General features: G+C 69.6%; 15 protein-coding genes and 4 pseudogenes. 12 read left to right on the forward strand and 7 right to left on the reverse strand.

Annotated features, from left to right (window positions below):
• From BN4348_RS56720 to trmB, 3 genes are all read right to left on the reverse strand, one after another.
• The coding region (locus BN4348_RS56720; RefSeq protein WP_066917419.1) for an MMPL family transporter at nucleotides 1-2,374 on the reverse strand (2,374 nt) is incomplete at its 3' end.
• Nucleotides 2,375-2,422: 48 nt separating this feature from the next.
• Nucleotides 2,423-3,139: an NYN domain-containing protein gene (locus BN4348_RS56725; protein WP_066917400.1), complete on the reverse strand. Its 717-nt coding sequence runs from the start codon at nucleotides 3,137-3,139 to the stop codon at nucleotides 2,423-2,425.
• Nucleotide 3,140: 1 nt separating this feature from the next.
• A complete protein-coding gene (trmB, locus tag BN4348_RS56730; RefSeq protein ID WP_372513952.1) occupies nucleotides 3,141-4,034 on the reverse strand; it encodes a tRNA (guanosine(46)-N7)-methyltransferase TrmB in 894 nt (297 codons plus the stop codon).
• Nucleotides 4,035-4,121: 87 nt separating this feature from the next.
• Here trmB and BN4348_RS61965 point away from each other — a divergent pair.
• The 5 genes and pseudogenes from BN4348_RS61965 to BN4348_RS56750 form a co-directional block, all read left to right on the forward strand.
• Nucleotides 4,122-4,613: pseudogene (locus BN4348_RS61965) on the forward strand (hypothetical protein); the annotation flags it as partial.
• A gap of 111 nt (nucleotides 4,614-4,724) precedes the next feature.
• Nucleotides 4,725-6,248 carry a hypothetical protein gene (locus BN4348_RS56735; protein WP_066917421.1) on the forward strand — a complete coding sequence of 508 codons (1,524 nt, stop codon included), beginning with the start codon at nucleotides 4,725-4,727 and terminating at the stop codon, nucleotides 6,246-6,248.
• A gap of 187 nt (nucleotides 6,249-6,435) precedes the next feature.
• A complete protein-coding gene (locus tag BN4348_RS56740; RefSeq protein WP_066917401.1) occupies nucleotides 6,436-8,265 on the forward strand; it encodes a phosphoenolpyruvate carboxykinase (GTP) in 1,830 nt (609 codons plus the stop codon).
• Nucleotides 8,266-8,565: 300 nt separating this feature from the next.
• Complete coding sequence (fadD4, locus tag BN4348_RS56745) at nucleotides 8,566-10,083, forward strand: fatty-acid--CoA ligase FadD4 (RefSeq protein ID WP_066917402.1); 1,518 nt, start codon at nucleotides 8,566-8,568, stop codon at nucleotides 10,081-10,083.
• A gap of 3 nt (nucleotides 10,084-10,086) precedes the next feature.
• Nucleotides 10,087-11,049 (forward strand): enoyl-CoA hydratase/isomerase family protein, encoded by a 963-nt coding sequence (locus BN4348_RS56750; RefSeq protein WP_066917403.1) that lies wholly within the window; start codon nucleotides 10,087-10,089, stop codon nucleotides 11,047-11,049.
• 1 nt (nucleotide 11,050) lies between these two features.
• Here BN4348_RS56750 and BN4348_RS56755 read toward each other — a convergent pair whose 3' ends face one another.
• Both BN4348_RS56755 and BN4348_RS56760 read right to left on the reverse strand, forming a co-directional pair.
• The gene (locus BN4348_RS56755; protein WP_066917404.1) at nucleotides 11,051-11,458 is read right to left on the reverse strand and encodes a CD225/dispanin family protein; all 408 of its coding nucleotides are present in this window, start codon (nucleotides 11,456-11,458) and stop codon (nucleotides 11,051-11,053) included.
• A gap of 84 nt (nucleotides 11,459-11,542) precedes the next feature.
• Nucleotides 11,543-12,709, reverse strand: a complete 1,167-nt coding sequence (locus tag BN4348_RS56760) for an acyl-CoA dehydrogenase family protein (protein WP_096866337.1) — start codon at nucleotides 12,707-12,709, stop codon at nucleotides 11,543-11,545.
• Between the two features lie 18 nt (nucleotides 12,710-12,727).
• Here BN4348_RS56760 and BN4348_RS56765 point away from each other — a divergent pair, with 18 nt between their 5' ends.
• From BN4348_RS56765 to BN4348_RS56775, 4 genes and pseudogenes are all read left to right on the forward strand, one after another.
• Nucleotides 12,728-13,723 carry a MaoC family dehydratase gene (locus tag BN4348_RS56765; RefSeq protein ID WP_066917406.1) on the forward strand — a complete coding sequence of 332 codons (996 nt, stop codon included), beginning with the start codon at nucleotides 12,728-12,730 and terminating at the stop codon, nucleotides 13,721-13,723.
• Nucleotides 13,724-13,842: 119 nt separating this feature from the next.
• Nucleotides 13,843-14,160, forward strand: a pseudogene (locus BN4348_RS61970) (amidohydrolase family protein); the annotation flags it as partial.
• A 41-nt stretch (nucleotides 14,161-14,201) separates the two neighbouring features.
• A pseudogene (locus BN4348_RS56770) lies at nucleotides 14,202-14,906 on the forward strand (CoA transferase); the annotation flags it as partial.
• The gene (locus BN4348_RS56775) at nucleotides 14,900-16,204 is read left to right on the forward strand and encodes an amidohydrolase family protein (RefSeq protein WP_066917407.1); all 1,305 of its coding nucleotides are present in this window, start codon (nucleotides 14,900-14,902) and stop codon (nucleotides 16,202-16,204) included. The pseudogene BN4348_RS56770 and the gene BN4348_RS56775, both read left to right, overlap by 7 nt.
• 14 nt (nucleotides 16,205-16,218) lie before the next feature.
• On the opposite strand, the gene BN4348_RS56780 is transcribed toward BN4348_RS56775, so the two are convergent.
• Together BN4348_RS56780 and BN4348_RS61975 are read right to left on the reverse strand one after the other, a co-directional pair.
• A complete protein-coding gene (locus tag BN4348_RS56780) occupies nucleotides 16,219-17,292 on the reverse strand; it encodes an RNA-guided endonuclease InsQ/TnpB family protein (protein ID WP_235852830.1) in 1,074 nt (357 codons plus the stop codon).
• A gap of 251 nt (nucleotides 17,293-17,543) precedes the next feature.
• Nucleotides 17,544-17,840, reverse strand: a pseudogene (locus tag BN4348_RS61975) (alpha/beta hydrolase); the annotation flags it as partial.
• A gap of 216 nt (nucleotides 17,841-18,056) precedes the next feature.
• Here BN4348_RS61975 and BN4348_RS56790 point away from each other — a divergent pair.
• The 3 genes from BN4348_RS56790 to BN4348_RS56800 are packed head-to-tail and all read left to right on the forward strand — an operon-like array spanning nucleotide 18,057 to nucleotide 20,498.
• Nucleotides 18,057-18,710, forward strand: a complete 654-nt coding sequence (locus tag BN4348_RS56790; protein WP_066917409.1) for a class I SAM-dependent methyltransferase — start codon at nucleotides 18,057-18,059, stop codon at nucleotides 18,708-18,710.
• Entirely contained in the window at nucleotides 18,707-19,999 is a 1,293-nt protein-coding gene (locus BN4348_RS56795; protein ID WP_066917410.1) for a molybdopterin-dependent oxidoreductase, read from the forward strand. Before BN4348_RS56790 ends, BN4348_RS56795 begins: the two co-directional genes overlap by 4 nt.
• 1 nt (nucleotide 20,000) lies before the next feature.
• Nucleotides 20,001-20,498, forward strand: coding sequence for a hypothetical protein (locus BN4348_RS56800; RefSeq protein ID WP_066917411.1), 498 nt, complete (start codon nucleotides 20,001-20,003; stop codon nucleotides 20,496-20,498).
• Nucleotides 20,499-20,593 lie beyond the last annotated feature (95 nt).

Here is a 20,593-nt window from a genome sequence, read left to right on the forward strand (position 1 = left end):
GCGCGGCGACCAGGCTGGCGGCGGCGACCGGGGGCCTGGCGGGGCGCCCGTTGAGGTTGGGTCGCTTGCGCTCGTCGGGCAGGTCGATCTCGCCCAGCCCGAGCCGGTCCTGCAGCCGCCGGGCCCAGCGGGGGGCCCACCAGCAGTCGTCGCCGAGCAGCTTCATCACCGAGGGCACCAGGAACATGCGCACCACGGTCGCGTCTAGCAGCAGCGCGGCCATCAACCCGAAGGCCAGGTACTTCATCAGCACGAGGTCGGAGAACACGAACGAACCGGCGACCACGGCGAGGACCAGCGCGGCGGCCGTGATCAGGCGCCCGGTGGTGGCGGTGCCGATCCGGATGGCCTCGGCGGTCGACATGCCGCGTTCGCGGGCCTCGACCATCCGGGACACCAGGAACACCTCGTAATCGGTGGCGAGGCCGAAACCCACGGCGACGACCAGCGCGATCAGCACCACCATGAGCGGTGTCGGCGTGAAGTTCAGCCACGTGGAGAAGTGCCCGTCGACGAAGATCCACGTGAGAATGCCCAGCGTGGACCCGAGCGTCAGCGCGCTCATCACCGTCGCCTTGATCGGCAACACCACCGACCCGAACGCCAGGAACATCAACAGCATGGTGGCGCTCAGCAACAGGACCAGCATCAGGGGAGCCCTGTCGAACAAGCTGTGGATGCTGTCCTGCTCGAGGGCCGGCGTGCCGCCGACCAGGAGGCTGAGGCCCTTCGGGGGGCTTATCGCCCGCAGTTCGCCGATCTTCTTGGCGGCGTCATTGCGATTGGACAGGCCGTTCTGGATCACCCGCACGGAGTCGTCTTTGGGCTGTGTCGTCCCGTTTGGGCCGCTGACGCAGGGGTTGCCGGCGATGGTGGGGCACGCCCGCTCCTGCCAGGTCTTGTCGGTGAACCCGGTGATCGGCGCGATCCTGTTGCGGATATCGGCAACCTGCTGGTCGGTGACCTTGCTGCCGTTGTCACTCTTGATCACCATGGTCAGTTGCTCGGTCCGGTAACCGGGGAAGAGCTTGTCGAAGTGCTCCTGGGCCAGGCGTACGGAATTGTTCGGCGGCAGGTACTTCTCGCTCATGCCACCGAACGACAGGTTGCCCAGCGGGATGACCAGCAGGATCATGCCGACGGCGATCGGGATGGCGAACGCCAGCGGCCGCTTCATCACGAAGTTGACCAGCTTGCCCCAGAACCCGGCCTCGACCTCTTCCCGGGTCTTGGTCTTCTGCAGCCGGTCCGCAAGCCAGTTGAGGTAGGCGCGGGACACCTTCCAATTCCGCAGGAAGGGAACGCGGAACGCGGTCCGCACGCCCAAGGCGTCGACGTGGCGGCCGAGGATGCCCAGGCAGGCCGGCAGCAGCGTGATAGACAGCAGTGCCGCGAGGCCCACCGCGGCGAAGATCGCGTAGACCAGCGAATGCACGAAACCCTGCGGCAGCACCAGCAGGCTGGCGCTCGAGGCGATGATGAGCACCGCTGAGAAGGTGACGGTGCGACCGGCCGTCATGACGGTACGCCGCACGGCAGCCTCGGTGTCGTAGCCTTCGGCGATCTCTTCCCGGAACCGGCTCACCACGAACAGCCCGTAGTCGATGGCGATACCCAGTCCGATCAGCGAGACCACCGGCTGGGCGAAGAAGTGCACCGGCCCGAACATCGCGGCGAACCGCAGGATGCCCAGCGCGCCCGCGATGCTGAGCCCGCCCACGATGGCCGGTAGGCCCGCGGCGACCGCGCCGCCGAACACCAGGAACAAAACCACCGTCACCAGTGGCAGCGCGAGGACCTCCATGCGGCGCTGGTCGGTGGCGATGGTGCCGGTCAATGCGTTGGCGATCGGCTCCAGGCCGGCGAGCTCCACCGTGCCGCCGTCGAGCTTCTGCAGGTCGGGCGCGATCGCCTTGTAGTTGTTGAGGATGGAGTCGTCGTCATTGCCCTTCAGGGGGATGCTGACGAAGGTGTGCTTCTTGTCCTCGGTGGCCATCCCCTTGATCAGCGGGGGCGCGTCGGCGGGGTTCGACAGGGCCAGCCAGCCGGCCCACCCGACGACCTGGTCGGGATGGTCGTACTTGAACTTGTTGAGCTCGGCGACGATTTTGTCGCGCCACGCCGGGTCGTCGACGGTCTTCCCGTCGGGAGCGGTGAACGTGGCGACGATGTGGCTGGTTCGGTCGCGACCGTAGGTCTGGTCACCCAGGACCGAGGCCTTCACGGACTGACTGCCCTCGTCGTAGTAACCGCTTTGCGTGACGTGCTTGCCCAGGCTCATGCCGAAGAGGCCGCCGCCGAGGCACAGGGCCACCATGACCCCGATCACGATGTACCGGTAGCGGTACACGGTTCGACCCCACCAGGCGAACACGTAAGCTCCTTACTGGATCGCTAGCGACCCGCGCATTGTTTTCCAGTCTCACACACGCGTGGTCAACAGGGCGGACAGCGGCCGGAACGGCTGCAGCCAAGCCCCCTGATCCGGCAGCGAATCTAGACCGATCCGTGGCAACGGTTCCCGGAACACACCGGCGATGTCTTCCAGGTCGACGAAGTCCAAGGTATCCGACGCTAGCGCCCAACTCGCGTGTTCGCGAAATCCGATCACTTGGACGGATACTCCGGTCCGCGAGATTTCCTCCAGCGGTTGCCGGAAAGCCTGACCGTCGGCCGAGGCCACCACCAGCGCCGCCAGCCCCTCCTGGTGCCGCTGCGCGATGTGGGCCAGCATGTCGCGGTCAACGTCGCTGTCCTCGTCGATCTTCGGCTTGGCGAAGACGGCGAAGCCCACGTTGCGCAGGGCGTCCACCCAGGGCCGGACGATGTCGGCGCTGCCCGGCGCGATGTTGGTGAAAACGGTGGCCTCGGGTTCGATCACCACGCCGGGGCGCCGGGCGCTGACCTCCGCGGTGCGCGCCAGCAGCCAGCGGCCGAGGGCGTCGAAACGCGGGCGTTCCAGGGCCGTCGGGCGGCGGCCCAAGATGGAGCCCAGGCCCATGTCGAGGTTGGGCGCGTCCCAGACCAGCAGAACCCGCCCCGCCGGTGGTTGGAAGCTGCTCAGGCCCTCTGCGGACAGAACCGCCGGTGCGTCCAGGGGCGTTTGTCCTGCTGCTGTGGTCTCTCCTGTCAGGCTCATCTCACTGCCTTTGCCGGCTTTGTTCAGCCTTTGTCCAGATGAATTCGTTCACGACGCTGCCCGCTTCTTGGGCCTTGGTCTCGTACTTGGTGGTGGGGCGCGCGACCGAGATCGGCAACGGGCTGCCCGGACCGACCCGGTGCAGGCGGGGTTCGGCGTCGCCGACCTCGGCGATCTGCTCGGCATAACCCGGGTGGTCCGTCGCGGCATGCAGGACACCACCGGGGAGTAACCGGTCGGCGATCAGGCCAATCGTGCTCGGCTGCAGAAACCGGCGCTTGTGATGCCGGGCCTTGGGCCACGGATCGGGAAAAAAGACGCGCACCCCGGTCAGCGAGCCCGGCGCGATCAGGCGGTCCAGCACGTCGATCGCGTTGCCCCGGATCAACCTGATGTTGTCCACCTGGTCGCGGTCGATCGCGGACAGCAGCTGGGCCAGCCCCCGCCGGTAGATCTCCACGGCGATGACGTCGATGTGGGGCTCGTCCTTGGCCATGACCAGGGTGGATGTGCCACTGCCGCAACCGATTTCGAGCACCACCGGCGCCTGGCGGCCGAACCACGCGCGGGTGTCCAGCGGCTCTGCGGGCTGGGGCGCCCCCGAGGCGTCGGCGCCGACCGAGATGCCCAATGTCGGCCACAGCCGCTCCCACGTCTGGCGCTGGGCCGCCGAAAGCGCGGAACGCCGCGAGCGAAAGCTCGTGGCCGGAAGGTGGCGCTGGTCGGTGCGGCCCGAATCGGGCGGTTCCGGGGCCGCTTCCCCTCCTGTCTCCAGGACAGCCTCCACTCCCGCCGGCGCGCCGGGACACGTCCCGACCCCGGGTTGCGCATGCATTTGTCCATGGTGGCCCATGAACCCCCGATGTAGCCGCCCCTGATCCAGATTGATACCCAACAGTTGCCTTCGGCTGGTAACAGCCCGGTGGCTCGCATCTCGGTGATGCAGGTGCCACCATTCGGTGAGGTTGAATCGGGACGGGACATGACGAGACAAGGGCACCGAATTTTCTTCGACGAGCTGCGGCGCTTCGCCGCCGGCCACGCCGACCCGCGCCTGACGGCGATCGCCGAGCGATGCGCCGCGCCGCTGCGCGTGGCCGTCCGCGGGCGCCGCGGGGTCGGTCGCCATACGGTGGCGCGCGCCCTCCACCTCGCCGGGGACGCGTACGGCATCGCGGCGGCGACGGAGGTGACCGACACCGCCGACCTCGACGTGTACGTCACCGCCGAGGTGATCAAACCCGAGGACACCGAGGCGATCGCCGCCGCCACGCGCCCGGTCTTGGTGGTGCTCAACAAGGCCGACCTGACCGGTTCGCTGTCCGGCCGGGCCGGTGCCGGGCCGCCGCTGGCGGGACGTTCGCGCTGCGCCGAGCTGTCCGCGCTCGCGGGGGCGCCGATGGAGCCGATGAGCGGGTTGCTAGCGCTGGCCGCCGTGCGGGACCTGGACGGCGCGCTGTGNGCGCTGGCAGCGCTACGGCCGGGCCGCGGCGAGCGAGCTGCACCGCGCGTGCGGCGCGGACATCGCCCGCGGATCGGTCCGGCTGTGGTCGCGCGCCGGCGCCTCGCCGCCCGGGGGGTCCGATTGAGCGGCGAGGATCCGGCCGCCGAGGTCGACGCGCTGGTGGCGGCGATCGGTCCCCGGCTGGATGCGCCCGCCATCCACCGCCGCGACGTGGTGTTGGTGACGGGCCCCTGGCTGGCCGGTGTCACCGCCGTGGTCGGGGCCCTGCGCGAACGGCTGTCGCAACACAAGTTCGTCGAGTCGACCGACCTGGGACCCGGCGACGCGCCGACCGCGGTGGTCTTCGTGGTGTCCGCGGCGGCGCCACTGACCGCGTCCGACTGCGCGCTGCTCGATGCCGCCGCCGAGCACACCGACGTGGTGGTCGGCGTGGTGTCCAAGATCGACGTCCACCGCAACTGGCGCGACGTGGTGGCCGCCAACCGAGACATCCTGGCCGCGCACGCGCCGCGCTATGGCCGGGTGCCCTGGGTCGGTGCGGCCGCCCTGCCCGACCTCGGGGACCCCAACGTCGACGACTTGGCGCAGACCGTCGCGGCACAACTCGCCGACGCCGACATTCCGCGGCGAAATAGGCTGCGCGCCTGGGAATCCCGGCTGCAGACGGTGATCCGACGGTTCGAGCGCGACGCCGAGGGCGCCGGCCGGCGGGCTCGGGTGGACGGGCTGCGCGAAGAGCGCAGCACGGCCCTGCGGCAGCGGCGGCAGGCCAAAACCGAGCGCACGATCACGCTGCGCGGCCAGATTCAGCAGGCCCGGGTGCAGTTGTCCTACTTCGCGCGCAACCGCTGTTCGTCCGTGCGTGGCGAGTTGCAGGAAGACGCGGCGGGGTTGTCCCGCGGGAAGATGGCCGGCTTTGAGGCGTACGCGCGCGGGCGGGTCGACGAGGTGGTGGCGGAGGTGAGTGTGGGCACCGCCACGCACCTGGCCGACGTCGCGCAGGTGCTGGGTGTGCCGGCGGCGCTGCCGGCCTTCCACGACGCCGAGGAGAAGCTGCCGACGGTCGAGGTGCCGCCGCCTCCGCTGAAATCGCGGCGGCAGGAGACGTGGCTGCTGATGCTGCTGGGCGCAGCCTTCGGCCTGGGCGTGGCGCTCACGCTGAGCCGGCTGGTGGGCGGGCTGACCGCCCGGCTGAGCCCCGCCCTGGCCGCCGCGGGGGCGGCGGGGTGCGTCGCGATCGGGCTGGCGGTCACGTTCGTGGTCATCCACATCCGCGGCCTGCTGCGGGACCGGGCGTTGCTGGACCGCTGGGCGGGCGAGGTCGCGTCGTCGCTGCAATCGGCGGTGGAGGAGCTGGTCGCCACCCGCGTACTCGTCGCCGAGTCGCTATTGAGCACCGCGCTGGTCGCGCGCGACGAGGCGGAGAACGCGCACGTGGCCGAGCAGGTCAGCGCCATCGACAGCGAGCTGCGCGAGCACGCCATCGCCGCGGCGCGGGCCGCGGCGGCGCGGGACCGGGAGATGCCCACCGTGCAGGCCGCGCTGGACGCCGTGCGTGCAGAACTGGCCGAACCGGGTACACCCCAACCCGAGGCCGAAAACGATGAACCAGCCTCACGGAGCGAGGATGGCGATCCCGGGTGACGTTTGGCCCTGTTTCTGAATCGTTGTAGTGAGAAGGCTTATACCCGCCCGAGACCTCCCCGACAAGTTGATCACGATAACCTGTAGTTAACGCCACCATGTAAACAGTTGTGTGGGCGCCGACATATGCAATGCATACGCAAGCGAGAGATGCCGGTTAGCAGGCAGAAGAATTCAGGAGAGCTCGATGACTTCAGCGACCATTCCCGGTCTGGACAGCGCACCCACCAATCACCCCGGCCTGCTGGCCTGGGTAGAGGAGGTTGCTGAGCTCACCCAGCCCGACCGGGTGGTGTTCGCTGACGGCTCCGACGAGGAGTGGAAGCGGCTGACGGACCAGCTCGTCGAGGCGGGCACGTTCAAGCGGCTCAACCCCAAGGAGTACCCGAACTCCTTCCTGGCGCTGTCCGACCCGTCCGACGTGGCGCGGGTGGAGTCGCGGACCTTCATCTGCTCCGAGCGCGAGATCGACGCCGGGCCGACCAACAACTGGATGGAGCCCGCCGAGATGCGGTCCACCCTGACCGACCTGTACCGCGGCTGCATGCGCGGCCGCACCATGTACGTGGTCCCGTTCTGCATGGGCCCGCTCGGCGCCGACGACCCCAAGCTGGGCGTGGAGATCACCGACTCCGAGTACGTCGTCGTCTCCATGAAGGTGATGACCCGGATGGGCAAGGCCGCCCTGGACAAGATCGGCGACGACGGGTTCTTCGTGAAGGCGCTGCACTCGGTGGGCGCCCCGCTCGAGCCGGGCCAGCAGGACGTGGCGTGGCCCTGCAACGACACCAAATACATCACCCACTTCCCGGAGACCCGCGAGATCATGAGCTACGGCTCCGGCTACGGCGGCAACGCCCTGCTGGGCAAGAAGTGCTACTCGCTGCGCATCGCGTCGGCCATGGCCCACGACGAGGGCTGGCTCGCCGAGCACATGCTGATCCTCAAGCTGATCTCTCCGGAGAACAAGGCGTACTACTTCGCCGCGGCGTTCCCGTCGGCGTGCGGCAAGACCAACCTGGCCATGCTGCAGCCCACCATCGAAGGCTGGCGCGCCGAGACGCTGGGTGACGACATCGCCTGGATGCGGTTCGGTAAGGACGGCCGGCTGTACGCGGTCAACCCCGAGTTCGGCTTCTTCGGTGTGGCGCCGGGCACCAACTGGAAGTCCAACCCCAACGCCATGCGCACGATCGCCGCGGGCAACACCGTCTTCACCAACGTCGCGCTCACCGACGACGACGAGGTGTGGTGGGAGGGCCTCGAGGGCGAGCCGGATCACCTGATCGACTGGAAGGGCAACGACTGGTACATCCGTGACACGGAAACCAAAGCGGCGCACCCGAACTCGCGCTACTGCACGCCGATGTCGCAGTGCCCCATCCTGGCGCCGGAGTGGGACGACCCGCAGGGGGTGCCGATCTCGGGCATCCTGTTCGGCGCCCGCCGCAAGACCACGGTGCCGCTGGTGACCGAGGCGCGCGACTGGCAGCACGGCGTGTTCATGGGGGCCACCATGGGCAGTGAGCAGACCGCCGCCGCCGAGGGCAAGGTCGGCACGGTGCGCCGCGACCCGATGGCCATGCTGCCGTTCCTGGGCTACCACGTCGGCGACTACTTCCAGCACTGGCTCGACCTGGGCAAGAATTCCGACGAGTCCAAGCTGCCCAAGGTGTTCTTCGTCAACTGGTTCCGCCGCGGCGACGAGGGTCAATTCCTGTGGCCGGGCTTCGGCGAGAACAGCCGGGTGCTCAAGTGGATCGTCGACCGCATCGAGCACCGGGCCGGCGGCCAGGAGACGCCGATCGGCATCGTGCCCACCGCCAAGGACCTGGACCTCGACGGCCTCGACGTGGACGGCGCCGACGTCGAGCGGGCCCTGGCGGTCAACGCCGACGAGTGGCGGCAGGAACTGCCGCTGATCGAGGAGTGGTTCGAGTTCGTCGGCGACAAGCTGCCCACCGGCGTCCGGGACGAGTTCGAGGCGCTCAAGCAGCGGCTCGCCGAGTCGAGCTAGCCGCTGATCGCCTGCCGCCGCAACGACTTCGGCAGGCACACCGCGCCCGCCGCCTCGTCGCCACGGTCGGAGATGGGGCAGCTTCAGTGACAGGCGGCCGCAGCCGATGCACGAGTCAAGGTTGTCGCGCAGCGCGATCGGCCCGGCGATCTGGTCATCGAGGCGCGCGCCACGCCCGGGACAGCCGGGCCCGGGCCGGGGTGCGGCCGACACCTCACCGATGTCCGGCCCGGTAAACGCATCGACCTGCCCCGGCGGCCACTTAACACCCGTCAACTTTCGCGGCGGTACAGTCCTCCCATGCAGATTCGCCCCCACGTCGGCGCCGGCAAACCGGCCGTCATCCTGTACCCGTCCGGCACCGTCGTCACCTTCGACGACCTGGAAGCCCGCGCCAATCGACTGGCGCACCGGTTCCGCCAGGCCGGACTGCGCGAGGGGGACACCGCCGCGATCCTGATGGAGAACAACGAGCACATCCACGCGGTGATGTGGGCGGCTCGCCGCAGCGGCTTGTACTACGTGCCGATCAACACCCACCTGACCGCGGCCGAGGCGGCCTACATCGTCGACAACAGCAACGCCAAGGCCATCATCGGGTCGGCCGCACTGCGCGAGGTGCTCGCGCAGCTGCCCGAGCACCTCCCCCACGGGCTGCCCGAGTTGCTGATGATCGCCAACGGGGACCTGCCGAATTGGGAGCGCTACCCCGAATGCGTTGCCCGCCAACCGGACACCCCCATCGACGACGAACTCGAGGGGGACCTGCTGCAGTACTCGTCGGGCACCACCGGCCGGCCCAAGGGCATCAAACGCGAACTGCCGCATGTCCCGCCCGCCGAGGCGCCCGGCATGATGTCGGCCCTGGTCGAGTTCTGGATGACCCCCGAGTCGGTCTATCTGAGCCCCGCCCCGCTGTACCACACCGCGCCGTCGGTGTGGTCGATGAGCGCGCAGGCCGGCGGCATCACGACGGTCGTGCTGGAGAAGTTCGACCCCGAGGGCACGCTGGACGCCATCCAGCGGCACCGGGTCACCCACGGGCAGTTCGTGCCGGCCATGTTCACCCGCATGCTGAAACTGCCCGCCGCCGTTCGTGACTCGTACGACCTGTCCAGCCTGCAGCGGGTGATGCACGCCGCCGCGCCGTGTCCGGTCGAGATCAAGAAGCAGATGATCGACTGGTGGGGGCCGATCATCGACGAGTATTACGCGTCCTCCGAGGCGATCGGTTCGACACTGATCAGCGCCGAAGACTGGCTGGCGCACCCGGGTTCGGTGGGCAAGCCGATGGCCTGCCAGATCCACATTCTCGCCGAGGACGGCACCGAGCTGCCACCCGGCCAGCCCGGCGAGATCTATTTCGAGGGCGGTTATTCCTTCGAATACCTCAACGACCCGACGAAAACGGCGGCCTCGCGCGACCGGCACGGCTGGGTGACGGTCGGCGACGTCGGCTACGTCGACGAGGAGGGCTACCTGTACCTGACGGACCGGCGCCACCACATGATCATCTCCGGCGGGGTGAACATCTACCCGCAGGAAACCGAGAACCTTCTGGTCACCCACCCGAAGGTGTTGGACGCGGCGGTGTTCGGCGTTCCCGACGACGAGATGGGCCAGCGCGTCGTGGCGGCCGTGCAGACCGTCGACCCGGCCGACGCCACCGATGGGTTCGCCGAGGAGCTGAGTGCGTGGCTGCGAGACCGCCTGGCGCACTACAAGTGCCCGCGGTCGATCGCCTTCGAGGAGCAGCTGCCCCGCACCGACACCGGGAAGCTCTACAAGAACGGGCTGATCGAGAAGTATTCGGTGTGACCCGTGCGGGTTGTCGACGTCGGTAGCGAGGGCGACGCGGGCGTCGCCGCACCGCCCGGAGTGATCGTCGCCGTCGGCGCCGTCGACGACATCGCGGCGGCCGGATATTGGCTGGACGCGGCGACTTTCACGCTGACCGAGGACCCGTGTGCGGATCGTCGGGTCGTCACCGTCGGCTCGGTGGCCGATGCCCTGGGCGAGCTGTCGCGGCGCTGCCAACGGTGGCCGCACGCCAGTGCCGTGTGCGACGACGTCTTGCGCTCGGTCGATCCCGGTGGCCCGGCGCTGGGTGGGGTGATCACCGAGTCGTTGGCCTACTCGACCCTGCAGGCCGGCCCGGAGTTCGCGCGCTGGCTCGCCGAACGGGGCCCGGCCGGCGCGCCCGAGCTCGCCGACCCGGTGCTGGCGCGGCGCGACGGTGACACGCTGCGCATCACATTCAACCGGCCGCAACGGCACAACGCGTTCTCCACCGACGCGCGGGCCGCGCTGCTCGAGGCGCTTGCCGTCGCGCAGCTGGACCCGTCGGTGACCGGGATCGTGTTGAGCGGCAACGGCCCGTCGTTCTGCAGCGGCGGAGACCTCGCGGAATTCGGCACCTTCGCCGACCCGGCGAGCGCGCACCTGGCCCGCACCCGGCACAGCCCCGCCCTGGCGCTCGACGCGCTGACCGCCCGGCTCGGCCGGGCGTGCCGCGCCGAGGTGCATGGCCAGGTGGTGGGCAGCGGATTGGAGATGGCGGCGTTTTGCGGATGGGTTGAGGCGCGCGACGATTCGGTGTTCGGGCTACCCGAACTGGGCCTCGGCCTGATCCCCGGCGCGGGCGGAACCGTGAGCGTCACCCGCCGGATCGGGCGCTGGCGCACGGCGTATCTGGTGCTGTCCGGGCGCGCGATCGACGCCGACACCGCGCGGGAGTGGGGGCTGGTGGACGCCACTTATGTTGGCGCCCAAGGGCTTACCTAGCTCAGAAGCCGGAGTAGGTGGTGCTGGTCGTCGACGGGATGGACGAGACGATGGCGGCGAACATGGCGAACCACAGGATGACGCCGATCACATAGGCGGCCACACCGACGACCGCGCCGATGATGGCCCACTTCTTGGCGTTGTCGGCCGAGGCCTGCGCCTCGGCATACCGCCCCTGGGCCCACTGTCCGGAGACCCTGGTGGAGTAGACCAGCGAGACGATTCCGAACGGGAGGCAGCACAAGACAGTGACCAGGATGGCCCAGACGAGGTAATTGTCCGGCTCGCGTTGCCCCGGCCAACCCGGTTGCGGCGCCGGGTAACCGGGGGGCGGCTGACCCGGCCAAGGCGGCTGCGGTTGGCCCTGCCATTCCGGGGAACCTTCGTACGGCCCGGGGGGATAACTCATGGCAGCTGCCTCTCTTTGGCCTTGCCGGTGTGAGAAGTCCCGCAAATATACAGCACGGGAGTACGCCGGCCCGCGAGATTTGCCTCAGATCCCGCCCCGGGCGACCAGCTGCGCCGCGATCACATTGCGCTGGATCTCGTTGGTGCCCTCCCCGACGATCATCAGTGGCGCGTCACGGAAGTAGCGTTCGACGTCGTACTCGGTGGAATAGCCGTAGCCGCCGTGGATGCGGACGGCGTTCAGCGCGATCTCCATCGCGGCCTCGGAGGCGAACAGCTTGGCCATCCCCGCCTCCATGTCGCAGCGTTCGCCGCTGTCGTAGCGTTCCGCGGCGTAGCGGGTGAGCTGGCGCGCGGCGGTGAGCTTGGTCGCCATGTCCGCCAGGTAATTACCTATCGCCTGGTGCTTCCAGATCGGCCGCCCGAAGCTCTCCCGCTGCTGCGCATAGGCCAGCGCGTCCTCGAGCGCGGCGGCCGCCACGCCCAGCGCCCGGGCCGCCACCTGGATGCGGCCCGTCTCCAGCCCCTTCATCATTTGCGAAAAGCCCTCGCCCATCGCGCCGCCCAGCACCGCGGACTCGGGGGCGGTGAAATCGTCGAAGGACAGCTCGCAGGATTCCACGCCCTTGTAGCCCAGCTTGGGCAGATCCCGCGACACCGTCAGGCCCGGCCCGTGTTCGACCAGCACGATGGAGATGCCCTTGTGCCGGGGCGTGGCGTTGGGATCGGTCTTGCACAGCAGCGCGATCAGGCCGGCCCGGCGAGCGTTGCTGATCCAGGTCTTGGCACCGCTGATCCGCAACCGACCGGAGCCGTCCGGCAGCGCGGTCGTCGTCATGTTCTGCAGGTCCGAGCCACCGCCCGGCTCGGTCAGGGCCATGGTGGCCCGCAGCTCGCCGCCGGCCATCGGCGGCAGGTACGCGCGCTTCTGCTCCTCGGTGCCGAACAGCGTCAGCAGCTTGGCCACCACGGTGTGCCCGCCCATCGCGCCGGCCAGGCTCATCCAGCCGCGGGCCAGCTCCTCGGTGACGCGCACATAACACGGCATCGACACCGGCGACCCGCCGTACTGCTCGGGAATGGCCAGGCCGTAGATGCCGATCCGCTTCATCTGCTCGATCCACGCCTCGGGGTAGGTGTTGGCGTGTTCGAGCTCGCGGACGCCGGGTTTGACGTCGCGGTCGATGAACGCCCGCACCGTGGCGACCAGCAGGTCCTCTTCTTCAAAGTCGTCGCTGTGCTCTTTGCTCACGTGTGCCATATTGGCCCCGTGACTCATGCGCGTGTACGGGAGGGCGGCCCGTACTTCGAGGATCTGTCGGTGGGCCAGGTGTTCGACTGGGCGCCGGCGATGACGCTGTCGCCGGGTTTGGCCGCGGCACACCAGGCCATCCTCGGGGACCGGCTGCGCCTGGCGCTGGACGCCGTGCTGTGCACCGCGGTGACCGGCGTGCCCGGGCCGCTGGCCCACCCGGGGCTCGTCTGCGACGTGGCGATCGGGCAGTCGACGCTGGCCACCCAGCGCGTCAAAGCCAACCTGTTCTACCGCGGCCTGGTGTTCCACCGCTTCCCCGTCGTCGGCGACACCATCTACACCCGCACCGAAGTGGTTGGGCTGCGGGCGAATTCGCCCAAGCCGGGCCGTCCGCCGACGGGAATGGCCGCGCTGCGGATGATCACCATCGACCAGGCCGACCGGCTGGTGCTCGACTTCTACCGCTGCGCCATGCTGCCGGCCGGCCCGGACTTCGATCCCGACCGGGCCCCCGCCGACGATCTGTCGGCCGTCGGCGCCGGCGTGCCCGGCCCCCCGCACGATCCGACCGCGCACTGGGACGCCGACGTGTTCCGGACCAAGGTGCCCGGTCCGCATTTCGACGCCGGCCTGGCGGGCACGGTGCTGCGCAGCACCGGCGACGTGGTCAGCGGCGCGCCCGAACTCGCCCGGCTCACCCTGAACATCGCCGCCACACACCATGATTCGCGCGTCGCCGGGCGCCGGCTGGTATACGGCGGACACACCATCGGGCTGGCGCTCGCCCAGGCCGGCAGGCTGCTGCCCAACCTGGCGACGGTGCTGGGCTGGGAGTCCTGCGAGCACACCGGCCCGGTCCACGAGGGCGACACCCTGTACAGCGAGTTGCACGTCGAGACCGCCCGGGCGACCGCCCACGGCGGGGTGCTGGGGCTGCGGTCGCTGGTCTACGCGGTCGGCGAGCCCGACCGGCCGGTACTGGACTGGCGGTTCGACGCGCTGCATTTCTGAGTCGCGCCGCGCGCACAATGGNCGCCCCCGCAGGCGCCGCCACCGTCGGCCCCGGCGGCCGGGCTCGGCGCCGACAACGACGCCGTGCGCCGGTTGGTCTCCGAAAGGCGTTGCCTGTCATGCTGATTCACCGGGCGAATTTGCTGGACGGCAGAACGGTCGACATCCGGGTCGGTGCGCAGATCGACGAGGTGGGGGACGGTTTGGTCGCCGGCCGCGGAGAGGGCGTGCTGTATGCCGGCGGCGGGACCGTCCTGCCGGGCTTGCATGACCACCATGTGCACGTGCGTTCGGCGGCTTCTGCCCTGGACTCCTTCTTGGTCGGGCCGCCCGGGGTCACCACCAAAGAGCAGCTGACGCAGTTGCTCTCGAACGCCACCCCCGGCCCCGACGGGTGGATTCGCGCCGTCGGCTACCACGAATCGGTCGCCGGCGAGCTNCCGCCGGGTCGCCACAGGTGCGGCACCTGGGCTTTCGCGGGCACCCGCGTGAGCCGGCCGGCCTGCTGGTGGCCGATCTGTCCTCGATGTGGGCCGGTCCGCTGTGCGGGCAGCTCCTTTCCCGCGGCGGGGCGACGGTCGTCAAGGTGGAGAGCCCGCGCCGCCCGGACGGCACCCGAGGCGGCGACCGCGCCTTCTACGACTGGATGAACGCCGGAAAGCTTTCTTACGGTGTGGATTTCGACGACGGCGCCGCCGAACTGCGCGAGTTGCTCGCCGTCGCCGACATCGTGATCGAGGGCTCGCGGCCCACGGCGCTGGGGCGGCGAGGGCTCGGGCCGGACGCCATCGCGCCTCGGGCGGGCCGAATTTGGTTGCGCATCAGCGGATATGACGACCTCAGGCCGGCGTTCGGTGACGACGCCGCGGTCGCCGGCGGCCTGGTGGGCGCCGCCGCCGATGGACCGGTTTTCTGCGGGGACGCCATCGCCGATCCGCTGACCGGGCTGGAGGCGGCCCTGGCGGTGCTCGAATCGCTGAGCCGGGGCGGCGGTGAGTTGATCCACGTTGCCATGGCCGCGGTCGCCGCGACCTACGCGGCGTTACCGACCGAAGCTTCGGTCGGACCCTACCCGGCCCCGCCCCCGCAGGCGCCGCCACCGTCGGCCCCGGCGGCCGGGCTCGGCGCCGACAACGACGCCGTGCGCCGGTTGGTCTCCGAAAGGCGTTGCCTGTCATGCTGATTCACCGGGCGAATTTGCTGGACGGCAGAACGGTCGACATCCGGGTCGGTGCGCAGATCGACGAGGTGGGGGACGGTTTGGTCGCCGGCCGCGGAGAGGGCGTGCTGTATGCCGGCGGCGGGACCGTCCTGCCGGGCTTGCATGACCACCATGTGCACGTGCGTTCGGCGGCTTCTGCCCTGGACTCCTTCTTGGTCGGGCCGCCCGGGGTCACCACCAAAGAGCAGCTGACGCAGTTGCTCTCGAACGCCACCCCCGGCCCCGACGGGTGGATTCGCGCCGTCGGCTACCACGAATCGGTCGCCGGCGAGCTGGACCGAACCGCCCTCGATGCCCTCGTGCGCGACGTCCCGGTGCGCATCCAGCACCGCAGCGGCGCGCTGTGGATCCTCAACTCCGAGGCGCTGGGCCGCGTCGGCCTGCCCGAACACCCCGACGGGCGGCTGCGCAGCGCCGACCGCGGCTGGTCGGACGCGCTGCAGCAGCGCGAAACCGACCTCGCGGAACTCAGCCGCCGCATCACCGCGACCGGCGTCACCGGCGTCACCGACGCCACGCCGGACCTCGCCGCCGACGACATGGTCTCGCTGCTGGTGGCGCACCGGCGCGGCGAGTTCCGGCCGCGGCCGAGCTTCCTGTCGCCGGGCAAGAAGATCCTGCAGGACGACCGCCTGGACCTGGATTCCCTGACGGCGTGGATCGACGGCCAGCACGCCGACGGCCGGCCGGTGGCCGTCCACTGCGTGACCGCCGCCCAGCTGGTGGTCACCATCGCGGCGCTGCGCGCGGCCGGCAGCCACCCGCTGGATCGCATCGAACACGCCGCCGTGGTGCCCGACGACAACCTGCGCGACCTGGCGGATCTCGGGGTCACGGTGGTGACGCAGCCCAACTTCGTCGCCGAGCGCGGTGACCACTACCTCGCCGACGTGCCCGCCGCCGAGCACGGGCACCTCTGGCGTGTCGCATCCCTGCTCGACGCGGCGGTGCCGGTGGCCCTGTCGACCGACATGCCGTTCGGCCACGGCGACCCATGGACGGCGATGCGCGCCGCGGTGTACCGCACCACCCCCAGCGGCGCCGTCCTCAACGCTGACGAATGTGTGCCTGCGCTAACGGCTTTGACGATGTTTCTGGGCCACGCGGATCAGCCGGGCCGGCCGCGGACCGTCGAGGCCGGGCAGCCGGGGGACCTTTGCGTGCTGACCGAGCCACCGGCGGCGGTCCTGGCCGAGCTCGACGCGGGCATGGTGGCGGCCACCGTGATCGGCGGCGAGCTCGTCTACTTCGCGATTTGACGTCCTCCCTGCCCCTAAGGGGCGGGGATTCCCGGCTCGGCGAGCACCCGAACCTCGATGGGATCCGAATGTCTTACGGCTTCAACACCGACAGGGATGAGACCAGCCCTGTTGAGAATGACTCCGGCAGCGTTTCTGTAGCGATCCTGGATTATTTTGCAGGACTCGCAGGCGAAAAACCGTTCCGACAGCAGCAGGCGGGACTTGGCTCTCGCACCGCAACCGCTGCACGTCATCGTTGTGTAGGCAGGCGGCACCAGCACCACCTTTCGGCCCGCCCGCTGGGCATACTCGATCAGCGTCGCTTTTGTCGTGCCGATGGCGCCGTCGGCAGATTTGCGCGCCATACGGGACTTCGCCAAAAACTTCGGCTTGAAGTCCTCAATTGCCAACACTCCATGGTTGTCAACGACTTTGGTCGCACACTTACGTGCCGTGTCCTGGCGCTGGCGGGCGACCTTCTTGGACAGCTTGGCGACTGCGCATTTGGCGCTCAGGTACCCGCGGGACGCCGGCTGGCGGCGGCTCGGTTTGCGCCGCGCCATCGTGCGTTGGCGACGAGCAAGCTCTTGGGCGGCGCGCCTTCCGTGTTCGGGGTGCGGCAGGTCGTATTGGGCGTCGGTGGCGGTCGCCACGGCGCGCACTCCCCAGTCGATGCCGATCGCCTGATCGCAGGCCGGCAGCGTCTGATCGGGGCGGCGCACCACGAAGCTGGCGTACCAGTGCCCAATGCTGTCGCGGTACACGCGGACACTGCTCGGGTCGGCCGGCAGTTGCCGCGACCACACGACTGGGATGGACAGGCCACCGGCAAGACACAACCGGCCATCCTTGAGTGCAAACCCGCGTTTGGTGTAGTTCAGGCTCGGCAGGCAGCGTTTGGCGGATTTGAACTTACGACGCCCGTTGCCCTTAGCGCGTTTGGCGCGGAAGTTGCGCAGCATCTGCTGTTGGGCCAAGCCGTCGCGCAGCCAGTCGTGCTCGCCTCGCCACTCGGTCAACGTTTCGTCGTGGACCCACTCGCCAGTCTCGTTGAGTCGTTCGACCGCCCGGTTCCACACCCACCGACAGCGGTCCCACTCGGCCACCAACGCCGCCGTAGCAGTCGCGCCGGGACGCAACCGGTATCGATAGCACACGACATTCACACCTCGAACGCTATCGCCGCGCTATGACAACACCACCCGTTCGTCGCCGGCCTAAAGGTCCGCGTTCCTGGGCGGCGGTATTTCGCTGACCGGCGACCAGCTCGCCGGCGCGAGCGCGGCGCGCAAACTGTCGCACTGGCTCTCGAAGAACCGCCGCGACACCGGGGCTTTCGAGGCCACCGCGTCGAAGCCGTGNTGAACCGGCGGCACACCCGGTCGTCCTGTTGGGCGGTGCCGATCACGTAGCCGCCGCCGTGGATCCACAGCAGCGCCGGGCCGGGTTGGGTCACGCCGGCGGGCCGGAAGAGCCGGACGCCGGCTCCGGAGGCGAGGGTGATCACCTCGACATCCGACGGGGCGGGTTTGCGCCGGCGTCCCGTCACGGCGCTCAGGGACCGGACGATCCGCAGGCTGCGCGGACCGATGATGTGCCGCGGGACGAGGCGGGCGATTCTGCGCAGGTCGGGGTGAACGTCGTTGTTCGGCATCGGTTCAGTATCCATCCGGGCGCGCCTCGGCACCGAATCACTGCCGTGAACCGCTGGGTTAGCCGATCGGAGATCGGGGTAGGAAACCGGTTGATCGAAATGCCGGCGCGTCCCGTGTGTATTACCGTGCCGGCAATGCGGGTTCGCGTAAACGCCCCCCACCGGGGCAGAGGCGCGTCCGGGCCGCCCGGCCGTGCACGATGCGAGAGGCGTGACATGCTGGGGCATCTCTACGATCGGGCGCTCGGCGGTGAGAGATGTTGGGTCCGCCACGAGGACGGCGAGGTTCGTCCCCTGCCGGCGCACCGTTGGCTGGGTGATCGATGTCCCGACAGCGCGTCCCGTGACGCCTCCGACGACGTGTTCGACGAAGCCGTGACGCGGATGTGCACCGGCCCGACGATCGAGCTGGGCTGCGGGCCGGGCCGATTGGTCGCCAAGCTGATCCGCCGGGGGATACCCGCGCTGGGCATCGATCGGTCCGCGACGGCGATCCGCCTGGCCGGCCGCGGTGGCGCGCCGGCGATATTGGGCGACGTGTTCGAGCCGCTGCCCGGAATGGGTTGTTGGCAGACGGTCTTGCTGGTCGACGGCAACATCGGCCTCGGCGGCGACCCGCTCCGGATCCTGGCCCGCGCCGCCGAACTGCTGGCCCGCGGCGGGCATTGTGTCGCCGAGTTCGAGACCGAGGCGATCGGCATCCGTCAGCGCTGGGTGCGCCTCGAGACGGCCCGTGACGTGGGGCCCTGGTTCCGCTGGGCATCGGTCGGCGTGGACAGCGCCGACACGCTGGCCGCGCAAGCGGGTCTGACGGTGACCATCGTCCGGCTCATCGGCGGCCGGGTCGTCGCGGGTCTGACCGCCCTGTGAGCGACTACGGGTTTCCCGCCAGGCTGTGGCGCGCGATCGAGGGGCATCCACCGCCGGGCGTGCGGCGGCTGAACCGCTTCCGCAGCCCCCTGCGCGGCCCATGGCTGACGTCGGTGTTCGGGCTGGTGCTGCTGGTCGCGCTGCCGATCGTGATCCTCACCGGGCTGCTGTCCTACATCGCGTACGGGCCGCAGTTGGGGCAGGCCATCCCCGCCGACGTCGGTTGGCTGCGCCTGCCGGCCTTCGCCTGGCCGACCCGCCCGTCGTGGTTGTACCGGCTGACCCAGGGCCTGCACGTGGGGCTGGGCCTGGTGATCATCCCGGTCGTGCTGGCCAAGCTGTGGTCGGTGATCCCGAAGCTGTTCGTGTGGCCGCCGGCCCGCTCCATCGCCCAGCTGCTGGAGCGGTTGTCGTTGCTGATGCTGGTCGGCGGGGTGCTGTTCGAAATCGTCACCGGGGTGCTGAACATCCAGTACGACTACATCTTCGGGTTCAGCTTCTATGACGCGCACTATTTCGGCGCGTGGGTCATGATCGCCGGTTTCCTGACGCACATCGCGCTCAAGATTCCGCGCATGGTCACCGGGCTGCGGTCGATGTCGCTGCGAGAAGTGTTGCGCACCAATCGAAGTGACACCCGTCCGGAACCGCCCGACCCCGACGGACTGGTTGCGGGGGATCCGGCCGAGCCGACGATGAGCCGGCGCGGCGCCCTGGCGCTGGTCGGCTCCGGCGCGCTGCTCGTGGGCGTGCTGACCGCGGGACAGACGCTCGGCGGCGCGTCCCGCGGCGCCGCCCTGCTGTTGCCGCGCGGGCGTGGACGGGGCGACTTCCCTGTCAACAAGACCGCCGTCGCCGCCGGGATCGCGCCCGAAAGCGTCGGCGCGAGTTGGCGGTTGGTGCTGCGGGGCGGACCCGCCGAGGTGGTGCTGGACCGCGCCGCGCTGGCCGGCATGCCGCAGCACCAGGCGCGATTGCCGATCGCGTGCGTCGAGGGATGGTCGACCGTGCAGACCTGGAGCGGGGTCCGGCTGGCCGAGCTGGCCCGGCTGGCCGGGGTTCCCGCCCCTCGCGCGGCCCGGGTGGACTCGCTACAGCGCGGCGGCGCGTTCGGCACGGCGACGTTGCAGGCCAACCAGATTGGGGATCCGGACGCCCTACTGGCGCTGCGGGTCAACGGCGCCGACCTGTCGCTGGATCACGGCTACCCTGCCCGGATCATCGTTCCCGCGCTGCCCGGCGTGCACAACACCAAATGGGTGGCCTCCATCGATTTCGAGCCGAGCTGACATGCCTGGATTACCAGCGCGTTTCGCGGCCGTCTACGGGTCTCGCCCGCTGCACCTGCTGACGATACTGTCCGGGTTCGCGCTGCTGGGCTATGTTCTGGCCACCTTCAGGCCGGCGACGCTGTGGAACTCCGGCACCTGGTGGCAGTCCATCATCGTCTGGCTGGCGGCCGCGGTGATCGCCCACGACCTGTTGCTGTTTCCGCTCTACGCGCTGGCCGACCGGCTGCTGTCGTTGCGCACCAGCCGGTCGAGGCAGCCAAAAGTGAGCGCCCGCAACTACATTCGGGTGCCCGCCCTCGGCGCGGGGCTGACGCTGCTGATCTTTCTGCCGGGCATCATCCAGCAGGGCGCAACCACCTACCAGGCGGCCACCGGGCAGACCCAGCAGCCGTTTTTGGGCAGGTGGTTGCTGCTCACGGCGGCGATGTTCGCGGTGAGCGCGCTGTGCTACGCCACGCGGCTCGCCGTGGCCCGCCGGCGCACCGCGGGCAAATAACAGAAACCGCCCAGAACAGGACAACCCTTGCATATAGCAAACCGAGGGCCCGCCGGGCAGACACCCGCTAACGCAAACGTCAGTTTCAGCGGTCC

The sequence above is a fragment of the Mycobacterium interjectum genome (assembly GCF_900078675.2).
GTDB classification, from domain to species: domain Bacteria; phylum Actinomycetota; class Actinomycetes; order Mycobacteriales; family Mycobacteriaceae; genus Mycobacterium; species Mycobacterium interjectum.

Coding starts and splice junctions, on each gene's coding strand:
- BN4348_RS56800 (WP_066917411.1), top strand. CDS start 20,001: ATGCCTGGATTACCAGCGCGTTTCGCGGCCGTCTACGGGTCTCGCCCG.
- fadD4 (WP_066917402.1), top strand. CDS start 8,566: ATGCAGATTCGCCCCCACGTCGGCGCCGGCAAACCGGCCGTCATCCTG.
- BN4348_RS56740 (WP_066917401.1), top strand. CDS start 6,436: ATGACTTCAGCGACCATTCCCGGTCTGGACAGCGCACCCACCAATCAC.
- BN4348_RS56775 (WP_066917407.1), top strand. CDS start 14,900: ATGCTGATTCACCGGGCGAATTTGCTGGACGGCAGAACGGTCGACATC.
- BN4348_RS56790 (WP_066917409.1), top strand. CDS start 18,057: ATGCTGGGGCATCTCTACGATCGGGCGCTCGGCGGTGAGAGATGTTGG.
- BN4348_RS56755 (WP_066917404.1), bottom strand. CDS start 11,458: ATGAGTTATCCCCCCGGGCCGTACGAAGGTTCCCCGGAATGGCAGGGC.
- BN4348_RS56725 (WP_066917400.1), bottom strand. CDS start 3,139: ATGAGCCTGACAGGAGAGACCACAGCAGCAGGACAAACGCCCCTGGAC.